This is a genomic window from Actinoallomurus sp. NBC_01490, assembly GCF_036227085.1.
GTDB classification, from domain to species: domain Bacteria; phylum Actinomycetota; class Actinomycetes; order Streptosporangiales; family Streptosporangiaceae; genus Actinoallomurus; species Actinoallomurus oryzae.
Map to the genome: position 1 here is coordinate 504094 of NZ_CP109433.1, position 14004 is coordinate 518097.

Here is a 14004-nt window from a genome sequence, read left to right on the forward strand (position 1 = left end):
CCTTCGTTTAAGAGCGGTTTCGCAACCGTTCGACCCGTCGGCGGTGGCACTATGGCCCCGTGAACACCTCCGACGCGACGATGCGCGCGGCCGTGGCCTCGGCCGCCGACGCAATGATCGCGCTCGGGCCCGACCTCACCGTACGCCTGTGGAACCCCGCCGCTGAGCGGCTGTTCGGCTGGGCCGCCGACGAGGCGATCGGCCGGCCGCTGCGCACGATTCCGGAGGAGTACACCGCCGAGCACCGGGCCGTGCTCGAGCGCGTACGCGAGGGCGGGCACATCTCCTTCGCCACCCGGCGGCTGCACCGCGACGGGCGCCTGCTCGACGTACGCGCCGTGGTGAGCTGCATGCGGTCCGACGACGACGAGCTGCTCGGCTGGGTCGGCTTCTACCGGGCCGCCGACGAGGACGAGGCGGTCCAGCACCAGGCGGCCGAGCGGATCCGTCTCGTCCGCCGGCTCAACGACGTCGTGGCCGACCTGAACGCCGAGCGGGAGCTGTCGGCCGTCCTCGACCGGGTCGCGGGCAGTGTCATCGAGCTGACCGGCGCCGACGCGGCCGGGTTCGTGCTCATCGAGCAGGCGACCGGCACGCTGCGGCTCGTCAGCATCAGCGGCCTGCCGGAGCGCCTGCGCGGCGTCACCTCCGACCTGCGCACGAGCCTGGTCGGCGAGCTGTTGCGCTCCGGCCGTACGGTCATGCTCGCCACCGCCGACACCCGCAGCCTCGGCGATCTGATCTGGTCGGAGCTGGAGGGCCTGCACACGATCGCGCTCGGCGTCTCCACCGTGCACGGCCGGCCGTACGGCGCCCTCTACGCCCTGTTCTCCGGCCACAAGGCGGGGCACATCGAGCTGGAGCTCCTGGAGCTGTTCGCCGGGCACGCCGGGGTCGTGGTCGGCAACGCGGTCAGCTACTCCGAGGTGGTCAAGCAGCGCAAGCACGAGCGGGCCGTCATCGAGGCCAGTGCCGACGGCATCGCCGTGCTCGACCGCGACGGCATCGTCCGGCAGTGGAACCCCGCCGCACGCGCGATCACCGGCATGGACGCCGACGAGGTGATCGGCCGGCCGCTGCCGTTCGCGCTGCCCGCGCCGGACGCGGAGCCGACGATCCAGGTCGAGTCGGGCGCCTGGCTCAACGTGCTGTACTCCGAGATCGAAGACCACGACGAGATCGTCGTCGACTTCCGCGACGTGACCGAGGCCAAGTCGCTGGAGGCCGCCAAGGACCTGTTCCTGTCGATGACGAGTCACGAGCTGCGCACGCCGATCACCGTCGTGCACGGGTTCGCCCGCACACTCGTCAACCGGTGGGACAAGCTCGGCGACGCCGACCGGCGGCAGGCGGTGGCGATCATCGCCGAGCGCGCCCAGACGCTGGGTCAGCTGGTGGACAACCTGCTCTACTCCCGTGCGGTGCCCGACGGGCTCGACGTGACCAACGAGCCGTTCGACCTCGACCGCCTCCTGCACGGCGCGGTCGAGGGCTTCCGCGGGATGTCGGAGCAGCACACGCTGGAGCTGATGATCGACGAGAAGCTGCCGGAGGCCCTCGGCGACGCGATGGCCACCGACATCATCATCGGGCAGCTCCTGGAGAACGCCGTGAAGTACTCCCCGGGAGGGGGGACGGTCACCGTACGCGCGGACGCCGAGGACGAATTGATCGTTGTCACCGTCGAGGACGACGGTGTCGGCATCCCGGCGGGAGACCGCGAGCGGGTCTTCGAGCGCTTCGTCCAGGGCGAGGCGGGGGACCGCCGCCGGTTCGGCGGACTCGGGCTCGGGCTCTACATCGTGCGCAGACTCGCCCGCGCCCAGCACGGAGAGGTCACCGCGCACGCCCGGCCGGACGCTCCGGGCACGCTCATGCGATTCACCCTCCCCCGTGCCGACCACTCACAGTAGTCGGTCATACTGTACGTTCTGTGGCGATCTACACCATCATTTCGTGCGCGGTCGGGGTCACCGTTGCTCGTTGTGTTGGCAATAGATTCCTGTGGCAGGGTTTCCGACCGCTTTAACTGGGCATTTCGGTCGTACCGGAGTGACGTTACGGGGAGTGTCCGGGAGAAGTTCCGCGCCCCCTGGGGAGGTGAGGGCGTCGAGCGTCGTATTCCTGCCGCATGCGCCGTCGAGTGTTTCGGTGGTACGCAGGCGTCTCGCGGCGGAGCTCCTCGAGTCGGGGGTGTACGAGGACATCGCCGACGACGCAGCCGTGATCGTCAGTGAGCTGATCAGCAACGCCCTGCGGCACGCACGCCCCCTGCCCTCCGGGGACATACGCGTCGCGTGGAGCCGCCAGGGCGACCTCATCCAGCTCGCGGTCAGCGACGGCGGTGCCATGACCGAGCCCCGGCGCGCCCGCGCCACGCTGTCCTCGCTCGGCGGGCGCGGCCTCGGCATCGTCGAATCCCTCGCGGACGGCTGGGGCGTCCACCACGACGACGGCGGCACCACCGTCTGGGCGACCCTGCACTCCCCGCACACGAACAACGGCCGGTCGGCCGCCGATCCCCCGCACGGCCTGCTCAACCAGGCCCACTGACCCCACACCGGACGCCGCCCGCGGGGCGGGCTCTCAGGCCGGGTCGCGCAGCACCGGGCAGGACATGCAGCGCGGGCCGCCTCGTCCGCTGCCCAGCTCGCTGCCCTCGATCCGGATGACCTCGATGCCCGCCGCCTCCAGCCGGGCGTTGGTCTCGACGTTGCGCTCGTACGCCACCGCCAGCCGCGGCCCGACCGCGAGCGTGTTGTTGCCGTCGTCCCACTGCTCGCGCTCGGCGGTGACCGGGTCGAGGCCGGTGTCGATCACGCTGAGCCGGTCGATGCGCATGGCCTGCGCGGCGGCCTCCAGGAACGGGCGGGCGCGAGACACCCGCAGGTCGCCGTTCTCGCTGGTCACGGTGTAGGCGGTCAGGGAGTACGCCACGGCCGGGTACATGACGACCTTGTCGACGTCGACCATCGTGCAGATCGTGTCGAGGTGCATCGTCGCGCGGTCCTGGGCGATCGGCACCGCGAGCACGGTGTGCACCAGCCCGCTGGCGAAGACCTGCCGGGCCAGCCGCTCGACCCCCGCCGGCGTCGTACGCTCCCCGGTGCCGATGGCCAGCACACCCGGGGCCAGGAGCAGCACGTCGCCGCCCTCCAGGTGCTCCAGGGCGGGCTCGTACACGGGCGCGGCGTTCTCGAACCTCGGATGGTGCCGGTAGATCAGCTGGGTGAGCGCGGTCTCGCGCTGCCGCGCCGGCATCGCCAGGCTCGTCACGGCCACCCGGTCGCCGATCCAGACGCTGGAGTCGCGGGTGAACAGCAGGTTCGGCAGCGGGTCGATGACGAAGTCGTGCCGGTCCATGAGCTGGTAGACCAGGCCACGGCCGGTCTTCAGCTCCTCGTGGGCGAGGCCCGCGACGAGCACCTGGGTGAGGGCCTCCGGCGTCAGGTCGCCGAGGAACGCTCCCAGGATCTTGCGGAGCTGGTCGCCGAGCCGGGGGTCGTCGAGCACGCCGGCGATGGCCTCGTCGCGCGCCGGCTGGTACTCCAGCGTGTCCTGGAGGAGTTCGGTCAGGTAGAGGACCTCGACGTCGTGGTCCCGCAGCGCCTGCGCGAAGGCGTCGTGCTCCTGCTGGGCACGGCCGACCCAGGGGATGCCGTCGAAGAGAAGCTGGTCGTTGTTCCGCGGCGTCAGCCGCCTCAACTCAGCGCCTGGACGGTGCAGGAGCACGGTCCTCAGGCGGCCGACCTCGCTGTCGACACGGTAGGCATGAGTCACATTTGCGAGCTTAGTCGCCCTAAGTGAAGCCGTGAGTTTTCGCCCAGTCGGCATCTTTCATGGACTTTCCCACCTGCTCATGGCAGAAAGATGCCGTACTCCTTGATCTCCGGTGTCAGGTCCGGGTGCAGGTCCGCGGTCGCCACGAGCTCCTCGGCGGAGGAGAAACGGCCGACGTGCTCGCGCATCGACACGATCCGTTCGGCGATCTCCGGAGTCACGCCGGACAGCATGGTCAGCGCGGGTGCGGGCACGTGGTTGACGTCGATCAGCCCGCCGTCGTCGTACTGCCGGGGCAGGTCGGGCCGGCCGATGCGCAGCTCGCGGGCGAGCGCGACGTCCTCGGCGGCGTGCTCACGGGCCTGCCGGCGCAGTTCGCGGCGCATGTTGGCGGCGGCGATCGCCTGAGCGTTGGCGTCGCCACGCTGGCGTCGCCGCGGCCGTGCCGGCGGTGGGGCGACCATCGGCGCCGGCCGGCCGTTGAACAGCACGACGCCGTTCGGATCGACCGTGATGCTCACGCGCTTCTCGTTGCCGACCAGGCCGATGATCAGCCAGACCGGCAGCCACGCGCCGCAGGTCAGCACACTGATCAACAGGTGTGCCGCATGGTTGACGTCACCGCCGTTGGCCATGATCGCCTGGTTGTCGACCTGTGACTCGATCCGCCAGCCGCGCGCGACCTGGCGCATGACCGCGTTGCCGAGGATCGCGCGAAGCCGGTCCGGCGGCAGCGGAGATCCAGGCTGAAACGGAACCATGCTCCCCCTTTGCCCTCGTGTACCCGGCTCAGCGCACCGCGCGGGACTCTCCGGCCCAGTACGGCTCGCGGAGCTGCCGCTTGAGGACCTTGCCCGTCGGGTTGCGCGGGATCGTCTCGACCCACTCGACCGAGGTCGGGCACTTGAAGTGCGCCAGCCTCTCGCGGCAGTAGCCGATCAGCTCCTGTTCGGTGATCTCGCCGCCGCGTACGACGATGGCCTTCGGGGTCTCACCCCACTTTTCGTCCGGTACGCCGATCACCGCGCAGTCGGCCACCGCCGGGTGACTCATCAGGGCGTTCTCCACCTCGGCCGGGTAGATGTTCTCCCCGCCCGAGATGATCATGTCCTTGACGCGGTCGTGGATGAACAGGTAGCCGTCCTCGTCGAGGTAGCCGGCGTCGCCCGTGCGCAGCCAGCCGCCGGGCAGCAGCGCCTCGCGCGTGGCCTGTTCGAGCGACCAGTAGCCGCGCATGTTCTGCGCGGTGCGGCAGACGATCTCCCCGACCTGGCCGGTGGGCAGCTCGTCACCGGTGGCCGGATCGAGGATCCGCAGCTCGACGCCGGGGCCCGCCATGCCGGCGCTGCGCAGCCGGGTGCCGTCGGGCACGTGGTCCGCCGGTGGCAGGTACGTGATCGAGCCGGTCGTCTCGGTCAGCCCGTACACCTGCATGAACCCGGTGCCCGGCAGCAGCTCCATCGCGCCGCGCAGCACCTCGTCGCTGATCGGAGAGGCGCCGTACAGCAGGAGCCGGAGACTGGACAGGTCCGCCTCGCGGACCTGCGGGATCTGCTGCATGAACAGCAGCAACGCCGGAACGAGGAACACGTGCGTGACCCGGTGCGCCTCGATCGCCCGGGCGATCGCGACCGGGTCGGGCTCCCGCACGATCACCGCGGGGATGCCGGCGTAGACCACGCCGACCGCGAGGGCGCAGCCCGCGATGTGGTACAGCGGCATCGCGACCATGTTGACGCTCTCGGGCGTCAGATCCCAGAGCTGGTCGACGACCGGCAGCAGCGCGAGGAAGTTGTCGTGCGTGAGCATGACGCCCTTGGGTCGCCCGGTGGTGCCGGAGGAGTACAGCTGGGCGAACACCTCGCCGGTGTCATCCCGCCGCGCCGGCTCATCCGCACCGCCGGTGCTCCAGGTGGCGTAGCTCTCGTAGCGCTCCGTTTCGCCGACCACGATCACGTGCTCGGTGTGCTGGAGATCGTCGGCGATGGCGTCGAGGACGGGGACGAACTCGGGTCCGGCGACGAGGACCTTCGCCCTGGCGTTGTCGACGATGTAGGCGACCTCGGCGGGCGCGAGCCGGTAGTTGACCGGCACCTGGACCCCACCGGCACGCGCCGCGCCGAACAGCAGCTCGACGCAGGCCAAGGAGTTTTTGTCGAGCACGGCGACGCGGTCACCGGGCCCCACGCCGGAAGCGCGCAGCGCCGCCGCGACAGCGTCCACACGCCGATCGAACTCCGCGAAGGTGACCTGCTCGCCCTCGTAGACGTAGGCGATCCGGTCGGGGTGCGTCGCCGCTTGCTCGCGGAGCATGCCGGTGAGAGTCATGGCGGAATCATGCGCGACCCGACATCACGCGACAAGGCTCGCGCTAACTGCTTTTCGCCATTTTGCTGATGAGGGTCACGATCACCGCGCCGATGACCGCGAGGAAGCCGATCCAGATGAGGAACTTCAACGCCGAGATGATCATGCCGATCACCATGAAGACCAGCCAGATCGCCAACAGCACGCCGACAATCGAAAGTATCGCCTTGCCCATGGGGCGAGCGTACGCGTTCAGCGCGGCGACGGCACCGGTTACAAGCCCTATCAAAGTGACAATCGCGACAAGATGCCTCCCGTACGCCTGCGGGAGCACCGACGGATCGTCACTCCGCCGGCCGAATCCGAGCACCGCGGGCAGCGCGACGAGCGTGACCGTACCTGCGACGACGGCCGCGCGGCGCCACACCGCCGGCGCCCGCCTCGTCACGTACGCCGCACCGAGGACCAGCGGCGCGAACACCGCGTCGTGCGCGACCGCGACACCCGCGAACCAGACCGCCCAGCCCACGACCTCGACGTGGCGGCCGATCCCGGCGAGCCCGACGCCGATGAGCACGGCACCGGCGGCGTAGAGCGTCCGGCGCACCATCAGCTCACCTCCAGCTTCGCGACCCACTTCGTCTGCATGACGCCCGGCCGGTCCGGTGCGATCAGGCGGCAGGGGTAGCCGTGGTCGAGGGAGAGCGGCTCGCCGTTCACCTCGAGCGCCAGGAGGGTCAGCGGGTCGTGCCAGTGCGGCGGATCGACCTGGGACGCCCGGTAGAGGCCCCCCTTCTGCAGCGACTCGACGCGTACACGCGCGTCGTCCTCGACGCCGGCCGCGCGCAGGACGTCCCTCAGCCGTACTCCGGCCCAGGTGGCCTCGGCGCTCCACCCCTCGACACAGGCGATCGGCAGTCGTACGACGTGCCGGGGCATCGCGCGCAGGTCGTCCAGGCCGAGCGAGAGCTCCCGCCGTACGGCACCGGTGACCGCGAGCCGCCAGCCGGTGCTCCGGGTGACGCCGGCCGCGAGCGCGGTCTTGTTGACGGGCAGGCGCTGCGGACCGGTGCCGGGGCGCCGGGGGGCGAGGACGGCCAGGTCGCCGAGTGGCGTGAACGTCTCGCCGACGGTCGTCACCGCGACGAGGCCACAGGCTCCCGCGACCGTGGCGAGGAAGCCGCGCCGCGACGGCCCGTACGGCGGCGGAGGCCGGCGCAGCCCCTTGACCTTGGCCCACTCGTCGGCGGCGTGGATGAGGACGGCGCCGAAGACGACATAGGCGGTCCAGTAGTGCGCCACCGTGAAGAAGAACGGGAACGGGTACCAGTAGTCGACGTTGAACAGGCCGGTGACCAGCTGGAACAGCGAACCGCCGACGAGAAGGAAGACGACGCCGCGCCGGGCCGCGTGGGCCACCGAGCGGATCGGCGGCCACTGCCACAGCTTCGGGTACACCGTCCACAGCTTGGCGAGCAGGAGCGGGACGGTGGCCAACCCGCAGATGACGTGCGCACCCTGGGTGAACCGGTAGAGCCCGACCGGCCGCGACGGCCAGACCATCCATGACGGCGGATGCTGCATGAAGTGGCTGACCAGGCCGGTGACGAACGCGACGGTGAAGCTGACGCCGAGACACAGCCCGAGCCAGGCCGCGACCCGTTCGTCGTGGAGACGGCTGGTGAAGACCGTGCCGATCCGGCGGGTGAGGCGTTCGGCGTCCGTGTCGATCCGCCGTGCCAGCCGCCGGGAATCGGCGGCGGCCATGCGGGTGAGACGCGCCGGGGCGACTCGGCGCATCAGGCGTCGGGGATCAGCTCGGCGAAGCATCGCGCCGCCTCCGTCCAGATGGTGGTCACGGTCAGCCCGGCCTCGCCGGCGCAGGGGCCGATCGCTTCCACGTCGAGATGGGCCCAGCGGAACCAGTCCCCGGCCTGCCCTCCGTCGCGCAGCCGCAGCCATTCGGTGCGGGTCGTGTCGCCGAGTTCGACGATGGCGCGGCCGGTCCGGTCGAGGAGCGCCGCGACGCGTCGCAGGAGCACGGGCGGATCGCCGCCGATGCCGATGTTCCCGTCCGCGAGCAGCACGGTCTGCCAGCGCCCCGCGCCGGGGATCCGGTCGAACACGTCGCGGAGCAGCGCCATGCCGCCCGCGGCCCGGGTCATCTCCACGGCGTACGGGGTGACGTCGATGCCCAGGGCGGGCAGCCCGCGTTCGGCGAGGGCGACGGTGAGGCGTCCGGGGCCCGACCCGATGTCCAGCGTCGGTCCCTGGCACCGGTCGAGCAGGGCGTCGTCGCCGGGCCGTCCGTCGCGCCACTGGTCGACCGGGAGCCGCTCCGTACGCCCGTCCTCGTGTTCGATCACGACCTCGCCCAGGCCGGCGAGCGAGCCCTCGTACAGGTGGCCGATCATCGCGCTCCCGCGTGGACGGCGTGTTCGGCGGCGCGTACGGCGGCGGCGAAGCGTGTGCCGGGAGCCTGGGCGGCCACGCGTACCGCGTCGCCGGCGGTGTCGACGTCCCGCAGCGTCCCGAGCGTCGCGACACGGAGCCCGGCCAGGCGTTCGAGCTGGCGGGCGCCGGTGTCGGGACGGGACATCGGGACGCCTCGCAGCCGCCGCGGGTCGGGGTCGCGCAGGCCGAGCAGCCAGAACCCGCCGTCGGCGGCGGGCCCGTACACCGCGTCGCAGTCGCTGAGACGCCTGCCCGCGTCGGCGAGCATCCCGGGTGTCACCTGCGGCGTGTCCATGCCGATCAGTACGGCGGGCCCGCCGACGTCCGCGAAGGCGTTCGCGAGCCGTTCGTCGAGGCCCGCACCGCGCTGGGCGATGACCTCGACCCCGCGCGGCAGCCACGTGCCGGGCCGTCCCTCCAGCGCGACCACGTGACGCGCCGCGGGAGCCGCGACGACGGTGTCGAGCGTGTCGGCGAGCGCGGCCTCGGCGATGAGCGCGGCCTGCCCGGACGTGTACGGCGGGCTGAGCCGGGTCTTCACGCGGCCCGGCACCGGCTCCTTGGCGATGACGAGGAGCGTGAAGCTCATGTGCCCTCCTTCACCGGCCGGGCGCGCGTGCTCATCGCTTCGCCGCCCTCCTTCGCCGGGACGCGCCCACGCATCGGTTCGCCCGCTTCGCTCACTCATGAGGCCTCCAGGACGCGGCGCATGTCGCGGACGGCCTGGAGCGTGCCGCGTACCGTCCCGGTGACCTTCGACCGGCCCGTACGCGGGTGGTAGGCCACGTCCGTCTCCCTGATGCGCCAGCCGCTCTCGGCCGCCCGCAGGACCATCTCCAGCGGGTAGCCGGAGCGTCGGTCGGTCAGTCCCAGTCCGAGCAGGCGTTCGCGGTCGGCGGCCCGCATCGGGCCGATGTCCCGCAACCCGAACCGCCGGGCGATGAGCGCGTTGCCGAGACGGGCGTGCGGGGGCCAGGCGCCACGCGCAGTGGGCCGCCGGCGGCCGAGCCCGAGCGCGGCACCGGTGAGAAGGCCCGTGACCTTCGGCAGTTCGGCCGGGTCGAGCGAGGCGTCGGCGTCCATGAAGCAGACGATGTCGCTGGTGGCGGCGAGCAGCCCCGCGTGACAGGCGGCGCCGAATCCTCGTTGCGGCTCGTGCACGACGTGGGCACCGTGTGCGGCGGCGACGTCCGCCGAGCCGTCGGTGGACCCGTTGTCGACCACGATGGCCCGATAACCGCCGGGCATGCGGCCGAGAACCCAGGGCAGCGCCGCCGCCTCGTCGAGGCAGGGCAGTACGACGTCGATCATGCGAGGACGCTAAGCCCGCAGAACCGCCGCCGACCCTTACAGGATGATGACGCCGCGTCACAGCCGGTCACCGCACGGGTGCTTACGAAGCGATGACGCCGCCTTCGCCGCAAACCCTTACGGAGTGATGACGTACCAGGGGTGTCCGGGCTGGTCAGCCCTAGTGTCGGAGGGTGTCCCGCTCCCAGACGCCCGGCTCCGAACCCACCGTCGCCGACCCCGCGCCCCTGTCCGGCGACCTCGTTGCGCCGGACCGGCCTGAGGCGCACGGCGAGCCCGGCGGGAGCGGCACGGTCGGCGCGGTCGTGGTCCCGACGGGAGACGACGTCTCCCCACGGCCCCCGGGACACCGCCGGACAGCGATCTGGGCGGGGGGCTGGGCGGCATTCGTCGCCGTCGCCTTCGGGGTGGGAGCCGCGTTGCGAGCGGCCGGAGCGCTCCCTGTGGACGCCCTGCCGCCGCTGCACGCCTCCGCGCGCCTGCTGATCGTCCCTCTCGTCCCGGCGGTCGTCGTCGCGTCGGCCGGCGTCGCCTTCCTGCCCGCGGCAGCCCGGCGTCTGCGCTGGCGGCCGCTTCTCGCGGTCGGCTGGCTCGCCTCCGCCCTGTGGGCCGTGACCCTCCAATGGCCCGACGGCGTGGGCCGCCCGCTGACCGCGCCGACGGAGTATCTCGCCGGCCTGCCCGCGATGGGCGACCACCCACTGGCCTGGCTGCGCGGCTTCACCCGCCACCTCCAGGAGTACCCGACACACATCAAGGGCCATCCACCGCTGCCGGCCCTGATCCTGTGGATACTCCGGTGGACAGGCCTCAACGAACCGGTCTGGGCCGCCGCCCTGGTGATAGCCGTCGGCACGTCGTCGGTCGCCGCGATCGCCATGACGATCCGCACCCTGTGCGACGAGGAGACCGCCCGCCGCGCCCTGCCCTTCGTGGCGCTGGCACCCACGGTCATCTGCCTCGCGACCAGCATGGATGCTCTTTTCCTGGGCGTAGCGGCGTGGGCCGTCGCCCTGACCGCCGAAGCGACCGCCCGCGCCGGGGAGGATGCTCCCCACCCGCCCGGGGGGACCAGCCCACTCCAATCATCAAGCCCTGTGGATGACGGGCACAAGACCTTCCACAGGCTGTGGATAACCGTTCGGCTGTGGGCCGGTTTCCACGCCCCCGCGCGATCCACGGCTCATGACATCTCACCGGACGCGCGGCCACCCAGCCTCGCACGCGAGCGATCGCCGGCCGAGTTTCCTCCGCAGCGGTCCGGACTCGCGCGGCGGTTGCCGGTCGCGGTCGTCGCGGGGGTGGTGACCGGCTCCCTGCCGTACCTCAACTATGGGCTCGTCACGATCCTCGCCCTGCCGCTCGCGGTGTTCCTCCTCACCCGGCCGCGGCGCGCGATCGTCGGCGCGTTCGTTCTCGGCTGTGCCGTGGTGCCGCTCGCCTTCACGCTGGGCGGGTTCCTCTGGTGGGACGGGGTGATGGCCACTCACGCCGCCTGGGCCGCGGGCGCGGGATCGGACCGGCCCTACGCCTACTTCTTCGCCGGAGATCTCGCCGTCCTCGCGCTGATCATCGGTCCCATGGCCGGCGCGGCGCTCCCGTACGTCCTGCGGCGGGGGCGGGCGCTCGGGGTTCTCCTCGCCGCGGCGCTGCTCGGCGTGCTCGCGCTCGACCTCTCCGGAGTCACACGCGGTGAGGTCGAGCGGATCTGGCTGCCGTACGCTGCGTGGTTGACGGCGGCCGCCGCCGTCTACCGGCCTCCCGCCCGGCGAGCGCTGCTCGTCCAGGCCGTCACCGCCCTCCTGATCCAGGCACTGGTGAGATCGCCATGGTGAACACCGAGACCGGCCGCATCCTGGTCGTCGACGACGATCCGACCGTCGCCGAGGTCGTCGCCCGCTACCTCATGCGCGACGGGTACGACGTCGACTGCGTCGCCGACGGGCACGCCGCGCTGCGCGTCGCCGCCCAGAGCGATCCCGACCTGGTCGTCCTCGACCTCATGCTGCCCGGCATCGACGGCCTCGAGGTCTGCCGCAGGCTGCGGGAACGCCGGCCCGTGCCGATCGTCATGCTGAGCGCGCTCGGCGAGGAGACCGACCGCCTCGTCGGGCTGGAGACCGGCGCGGACGACTACGTCACCAAGCCGTTCAGCCCCCGCGAGCTGGCCCTCCGCGTGCGGTCCGTGCTCCGCAGGGCCCGCGGCGCCCTGGCCCCGACCGGCGAGACGATCCACGACGGCGACCTCACCGTCGACTCCGCCGCGCACGAGGTACGGCTCCGCGGCGAGTCCGTTTCACTCACCGTACGGGAGTTCGACCTCCTCGCCTTCCTCATGCGGCATCCGCGGCAGGCGTTCACCCGCGCCGAACTGCTGGAGAAGGTGTGGGGCTGGGAGTTCGGCGACTCCTCGACGGTGACCGTCCACGTTCGCCGGCTGCGCGAGAAGATCGAACCCGACCCCACCGCCCCCCGGCGCATCCTGACCGTCTGGGGCGTCGGCTACCGCTACGAGCCCACGACATGATCCCTTTCCACGCGTTCGCCGAGGTCGTCGCGTACGCCGCCGGAGCCGCGCTGGTCGCCGGCGCGGTCGGCGTCGGACTCCTGTACACCCTGCGCGCCCGCTCGATCACGACCCAGCTGGCCGTCGTCTCGGCGGCGACCGTGCTGGCGACCGTCGCCGGCATCGTCACGATCACGCTGAAGATGCTGATCACCGACCACGACCGGTCGGTGACCCTGACCGTCACGGCCATCGCGGGCCTCGTCGGATTGGGCGTCTCGCTGCTGCTCGGCCACCGGCTGATCGCGGGCAGCCGCGCCCTGCTCGACTCCGTACGCCGCGCCGGTGACGACGGCCGCTTCGTCCCGCCGGACGGTACGCTGCCGGCCGAACTGGACGAACTCGCCGCCGAACTCTCCGCCGCCTACACGCGCCTGGAGACCGCCCGCGCGCGCGAGCGCACGCTGGAGGCCAGCCGCCGGGAACTGGTCGCCTGGGTCAGCCACGACCTGCGTACGCCGCTGGCAGGGCTGCGGGCCATGGCCGAGGCGCTGGAGGACGAGGTCGTCGCCGACGCCGAGACCGTACGCCGCTACCACGCCCAGATCCGCGCCGAGGCCGACCGGCTGGCCGCGATGGTGGACGACCTGTTCGAGCTGTCCCGGATCCACGCGGGCGCGCTCCGCCTGTCGCGGCGGCGTGTCGGCCTCGCCGAGCTGGTCTCCGACACGGTGGCCGGTACGGAGCCGCTCGCCCGCGCCAAGGGCGTACGGCTCAGCGGCCTGGCCGACCAGATCCTCCCGGTCGAGGCCGACGCCGCCGAACTCGGTCGCGCCCTGCGCAACCTCGTCGTGAACGCCATCCGCCACACCCCGGAGGACGGCGGCGTGGAGGTCGTCGCCGGGATCGAGCAGGGCATGGCGTGCGTGACCGTGTCGGACGCGTGCGGCGGCATCCCCGAACAGGACCTGCCCCGGCTGTTCGACGTGGCCTTCCGCGGCGAGGCGGCCCGTACGCCGGGCGGCGGAGCGGGACTGGGGCTCGCCATCGCCCGCGGCATCGTCGAGGCCCACGACGGCGAGATCGGCGTGTCGAACGCCGGCACCGGCTGCCGCTTCGTCATCCGCCTCCCCCTGGGCGTCTAGAGATCGAGCACGAACTGCTCGATCGTCCGGCCCGGTTCGAGCAGCGCGGTCCGGCCGCTCGGCGCGAACCCGGCTCGCCGGTACAGCCGTCGCGCCCGCTCGTTGCCCGAACCGGTCCACACCTGCAAGCGCGTGCCGGCGAGTGCGGCCATGTGCGTGCGCAGCCGCTCCAGGAGCAGCCGGCCGATGCCCTGCCCCTGCCGCCCGGGGTGCACGAACACCATGGAGATGTGGCACAGCCCGTCCACCCGCGCCCCTCGTCCGTCGAGGTCACGGCCGGGCTCGGCCAGCAGCATCCCGCATACCCGCCCGGATGCGACCGCCACGATGACGATGGCGTCCGGCTCACCGAGCTTGGCGCGTACCCGGTCGACCCGCGCGGCCTCCGGCGGCCGTCCGCGCGCGACGTTGGCCGCACGCCACACAGCGACCGCGTCATCGTGGTCCGTACTCTCCGCCAAGCGCGTCGTCATCAACGGGAGCTCCGTTCTGTGGCGGCCC

Annotated in this window: 13 protein-coding genes and 1 pseudogene; 5 read left to right on the forward strand and 9 right to left on the reverse strand. The window is 72.0% G+C overall.

Features of this window, described 5'->3' with window-relative positions:
- Window positions 1–80: 80 nt before the first annotated feature.
- Both OG417_RS02605 and OG417_RS02610 read left to right on the forward strand, forming a co-directional pair.
- Window positions 81–1913: a PAS domain S-box protein gene (locus tag OG417_RS02605; RefSeq protein WP_442875736.1), complete on the forward strand. Its 1833-nt coding sequence runs from the start codon at window positions 81–83 to the stop codon at window positions 1911–1913.
- A 187-nt stretch (window positions 1914–2100) separates the two neighbouring features.
- A complete protein-coding gene (locus tag OG417_RS02610) occupies window positions 2101–2553 on the forward strand; it encodes an ATP-binding protein (RefSeq protein ID WP_329249141.1) in 453 nt (150 codons plus the stop codon).
- Window positions 2554–2586: 33 nt separating this feature from the next.
- Here OG417_RS02610 and OG417_RS02615 read toward each other — a convergent pair whose 3' ends face one another.
- The 8 genes and pseudogenes from OG417_RS02615 to OG417_RS02650 form a co-directional block, all read right to left on the reverse strand.
- On the reverse strand, window positions 2587–3780 hold the full coding sequence (locus OG417_RS02615; protein WP_329249146.1) for an arginine deiminase: 1194 nt from the start codon (window positions 3778–3780) through the stop codon (window positions 2587–2589).
- A 77-nt stretch (window positions 3781–3857) separates the two neighbouring features.
- Window positions 3858–4541, reverse strand: coding sequence for a ComEA family DNA-binding protein (locus tag OG417_RS02620; protein ID WP_329249149.1), 684 nt, complete (start codon window positions 4539–4541; stop codon window positions 3858–3860).
- Window positions 4542–4569: 28 nt separating this feature from the next.
- A pseudogene (locus tag OG417_RS02625) lies at window positions 4570–6111 on the reverse strand (long-chain-fatty-acid--CoA ligase); the annotation flags it as partial.
- Between the two features lie 40 nt (window positions 6112–6151).
- Window positions 6152–6664, reverse strand: a complete 513-nt coding sequence (locus OG417_RS02630; RefSeq protein ID WP_329249151.1) for a hypothetical protein — start codon at window positions 6662–6664, stop codon at window positions 6152–6154.
- 32 nt (window positions 6665–6696) lie between these two features.
- Complete coding sequence (locus OG417_RS02635; protein WP_329249154.1) at window positions 6697–7854, reverse strand: molybdopterin-dependent oxidoreductase; 1158 nt, start codon at window positions 7852–7854, stop codon at window positions 6697–6699.
- Window positions 7855–7886: 32 nt separating this feature from the next.
- Window positions 7887–8501: an SAM-dependent methyltransferase gene (locus OG417_RS02640; RefSeq protein ID WP_329249158.1), complete on the reverse strand. Its 615-nt coding sequence runs from the start codon at window positions 8499–8501 to the stop codon at window positions 7887–7889.
- Window positions 8498–9130 (reverse strand): TIGR04282 family arsenosugar biosynthesis glycosyltransferase, encoded by a 633-nt coding sequence (locus tag OG417_RS02645; RefSeq protein ID WP_329249161.1) that lies wholly within the window; start codon window positions 9128–9130, stop codon window positions 8498–8500. The genes OG417_RS02640 and OG417_RS02645 overlap by 4 nt, the downstream gene beginning before the upstream one ends.
- A 95-nt stretch (window positions 9131–9225) precedes the next feature.
- Entirely contained in the window at window positions 9226–9852 is a 627-nt protein-coding gene (locus OG417_RS02650) for a glycosyltransferase family 2 protein (protein ID WP_329249164.1), read from the reverse strand.
- A gap of 173 nt (window positions 9853–10025) precedes the next feature.
- On the opposite strand from OG417_RS02650, the gene OG417_RS02655 reads away from it, so the two are divergent.
- Genes OG417_RS02655 through OG417_RS02665 form a run of 3 tightly spaced genes read left to right on the forward strand, consistent with a single transcriptional unit; the run spans window position 10026 to window position 13503 of the window.
- Entirely contained in the window at window positions 10026–11687 is a 1662-nt protein-coding gene (locus OG417_RS02655; RefSeq protein WP_329249167.1) for a hypothetical protein, read from the forward strand.
- Window positions 11681–12379 carry a response regulator transcription factor gene (locus OG417_RS02660; RefSeq protein ID WP_329249170.1) on the forward strand — a complete coding sequence of 233 codons (699 nt, stop codon included), beginning with the start codon at window positions 11681–11683 and terminating at the stop codon, window positions 12377–12379. The genes OG417_RS02655 and OG417_RS02660 overlap by 7 nt, the downstream gene beginning before the upstream one ends.
- Window positions 12376–13503 (forward strand): sensor histidine kinase, encoded by a 1128-nt coding sequence (locus tag OG417_RS02665; RefSeq protein ID WP_329249174.1) that lies wholly within the window; start codon window positions 12376–12378, stop codon window positions 13501–13503. Before OG417_RS02660 ends, OG417_RS02665 begins: the two co-directional genes overlap by 4 nt.
- Here OG417_RS02665 and OG417_RS02670 read toward each other — a convergent pair.
- A complete protein-coding gene (locus OG417_RS02670) occupies window positions 13500–13976 on the reverse strand; it encodes a GNAT family N-acetyltransferase (protein ID WP_329249177.1) in 477 nt (158 codons plus the stop codon). The genes OG417_RS02665 and OG417_RS02670 overlap by 4 nt on opposite strands.
- Window positions 13977–14004: the final 28 nt, after the last annotated feature.

Coding starts and splice junctions, on each gene's coding strand:
- OG417_RS02605 (WP_442875736.1), top strand. CDS start 81: ATGCGCGCGGCCGTGGCCTCGGCCGCCGACGCAATGATCGCGCTCGGG.
- OG417_RS02620 (WP_329249149.1), bottom strand. CDS start 4,541: ATGGTTCCGTTTCAGCCTGGATCTCCGCTGCCGCCGGACCGGCTTCGC.
- OG417_RS02635 (WP_329249154.1), bottom strand. CDS start 7,854: ATGGCCGCCGCCGATTCCCGGCGGCTGGCACGGCGGATCGACACGGAC.
- OG417_RS02640 (WP_329249158.1), bottom strand. CDS start 8,501: ATGATCGGCCACCTGTACGAGGGCTCGCTCGCCGGCCTGGGCGAGGTC.
- OG417_RS02645 (WP_329249161.1), bottom strand. CDS start 9,130: ATGAGCTTCACGCTCCTCGTCATCGCCAAGGAGCCGGTGCCGGGCCGC.
- OG417_RS02650 (WP_329249164.1), bottom strand. CDS start 9,852: ATGATCGACGTCGTACTGCCCTGCCTCGACGAGGCGGCGGCGCTGCCC.
- OG417_RS02660 (WP_329249170.1), top strand. CDS start 11,681: ATGGTGAACACCGAGACCGGCCGCATCCTGGTCGTCGACGACGATCCG.
- OG417_RS02665 (WP_329249174.1), top strand. CDS start 12,376: ATGATCCCTTTCCACGCGTTCGCCGAGGTCGTCGCGTACGCCGCCGGA.
- OG417_RS02670 (WP_329249177.1), bottom strand. CDS start 13,976: ATGACGACGCGCTTGGCGGAGAGTACGGACCACGATGACGCGGTCGCT.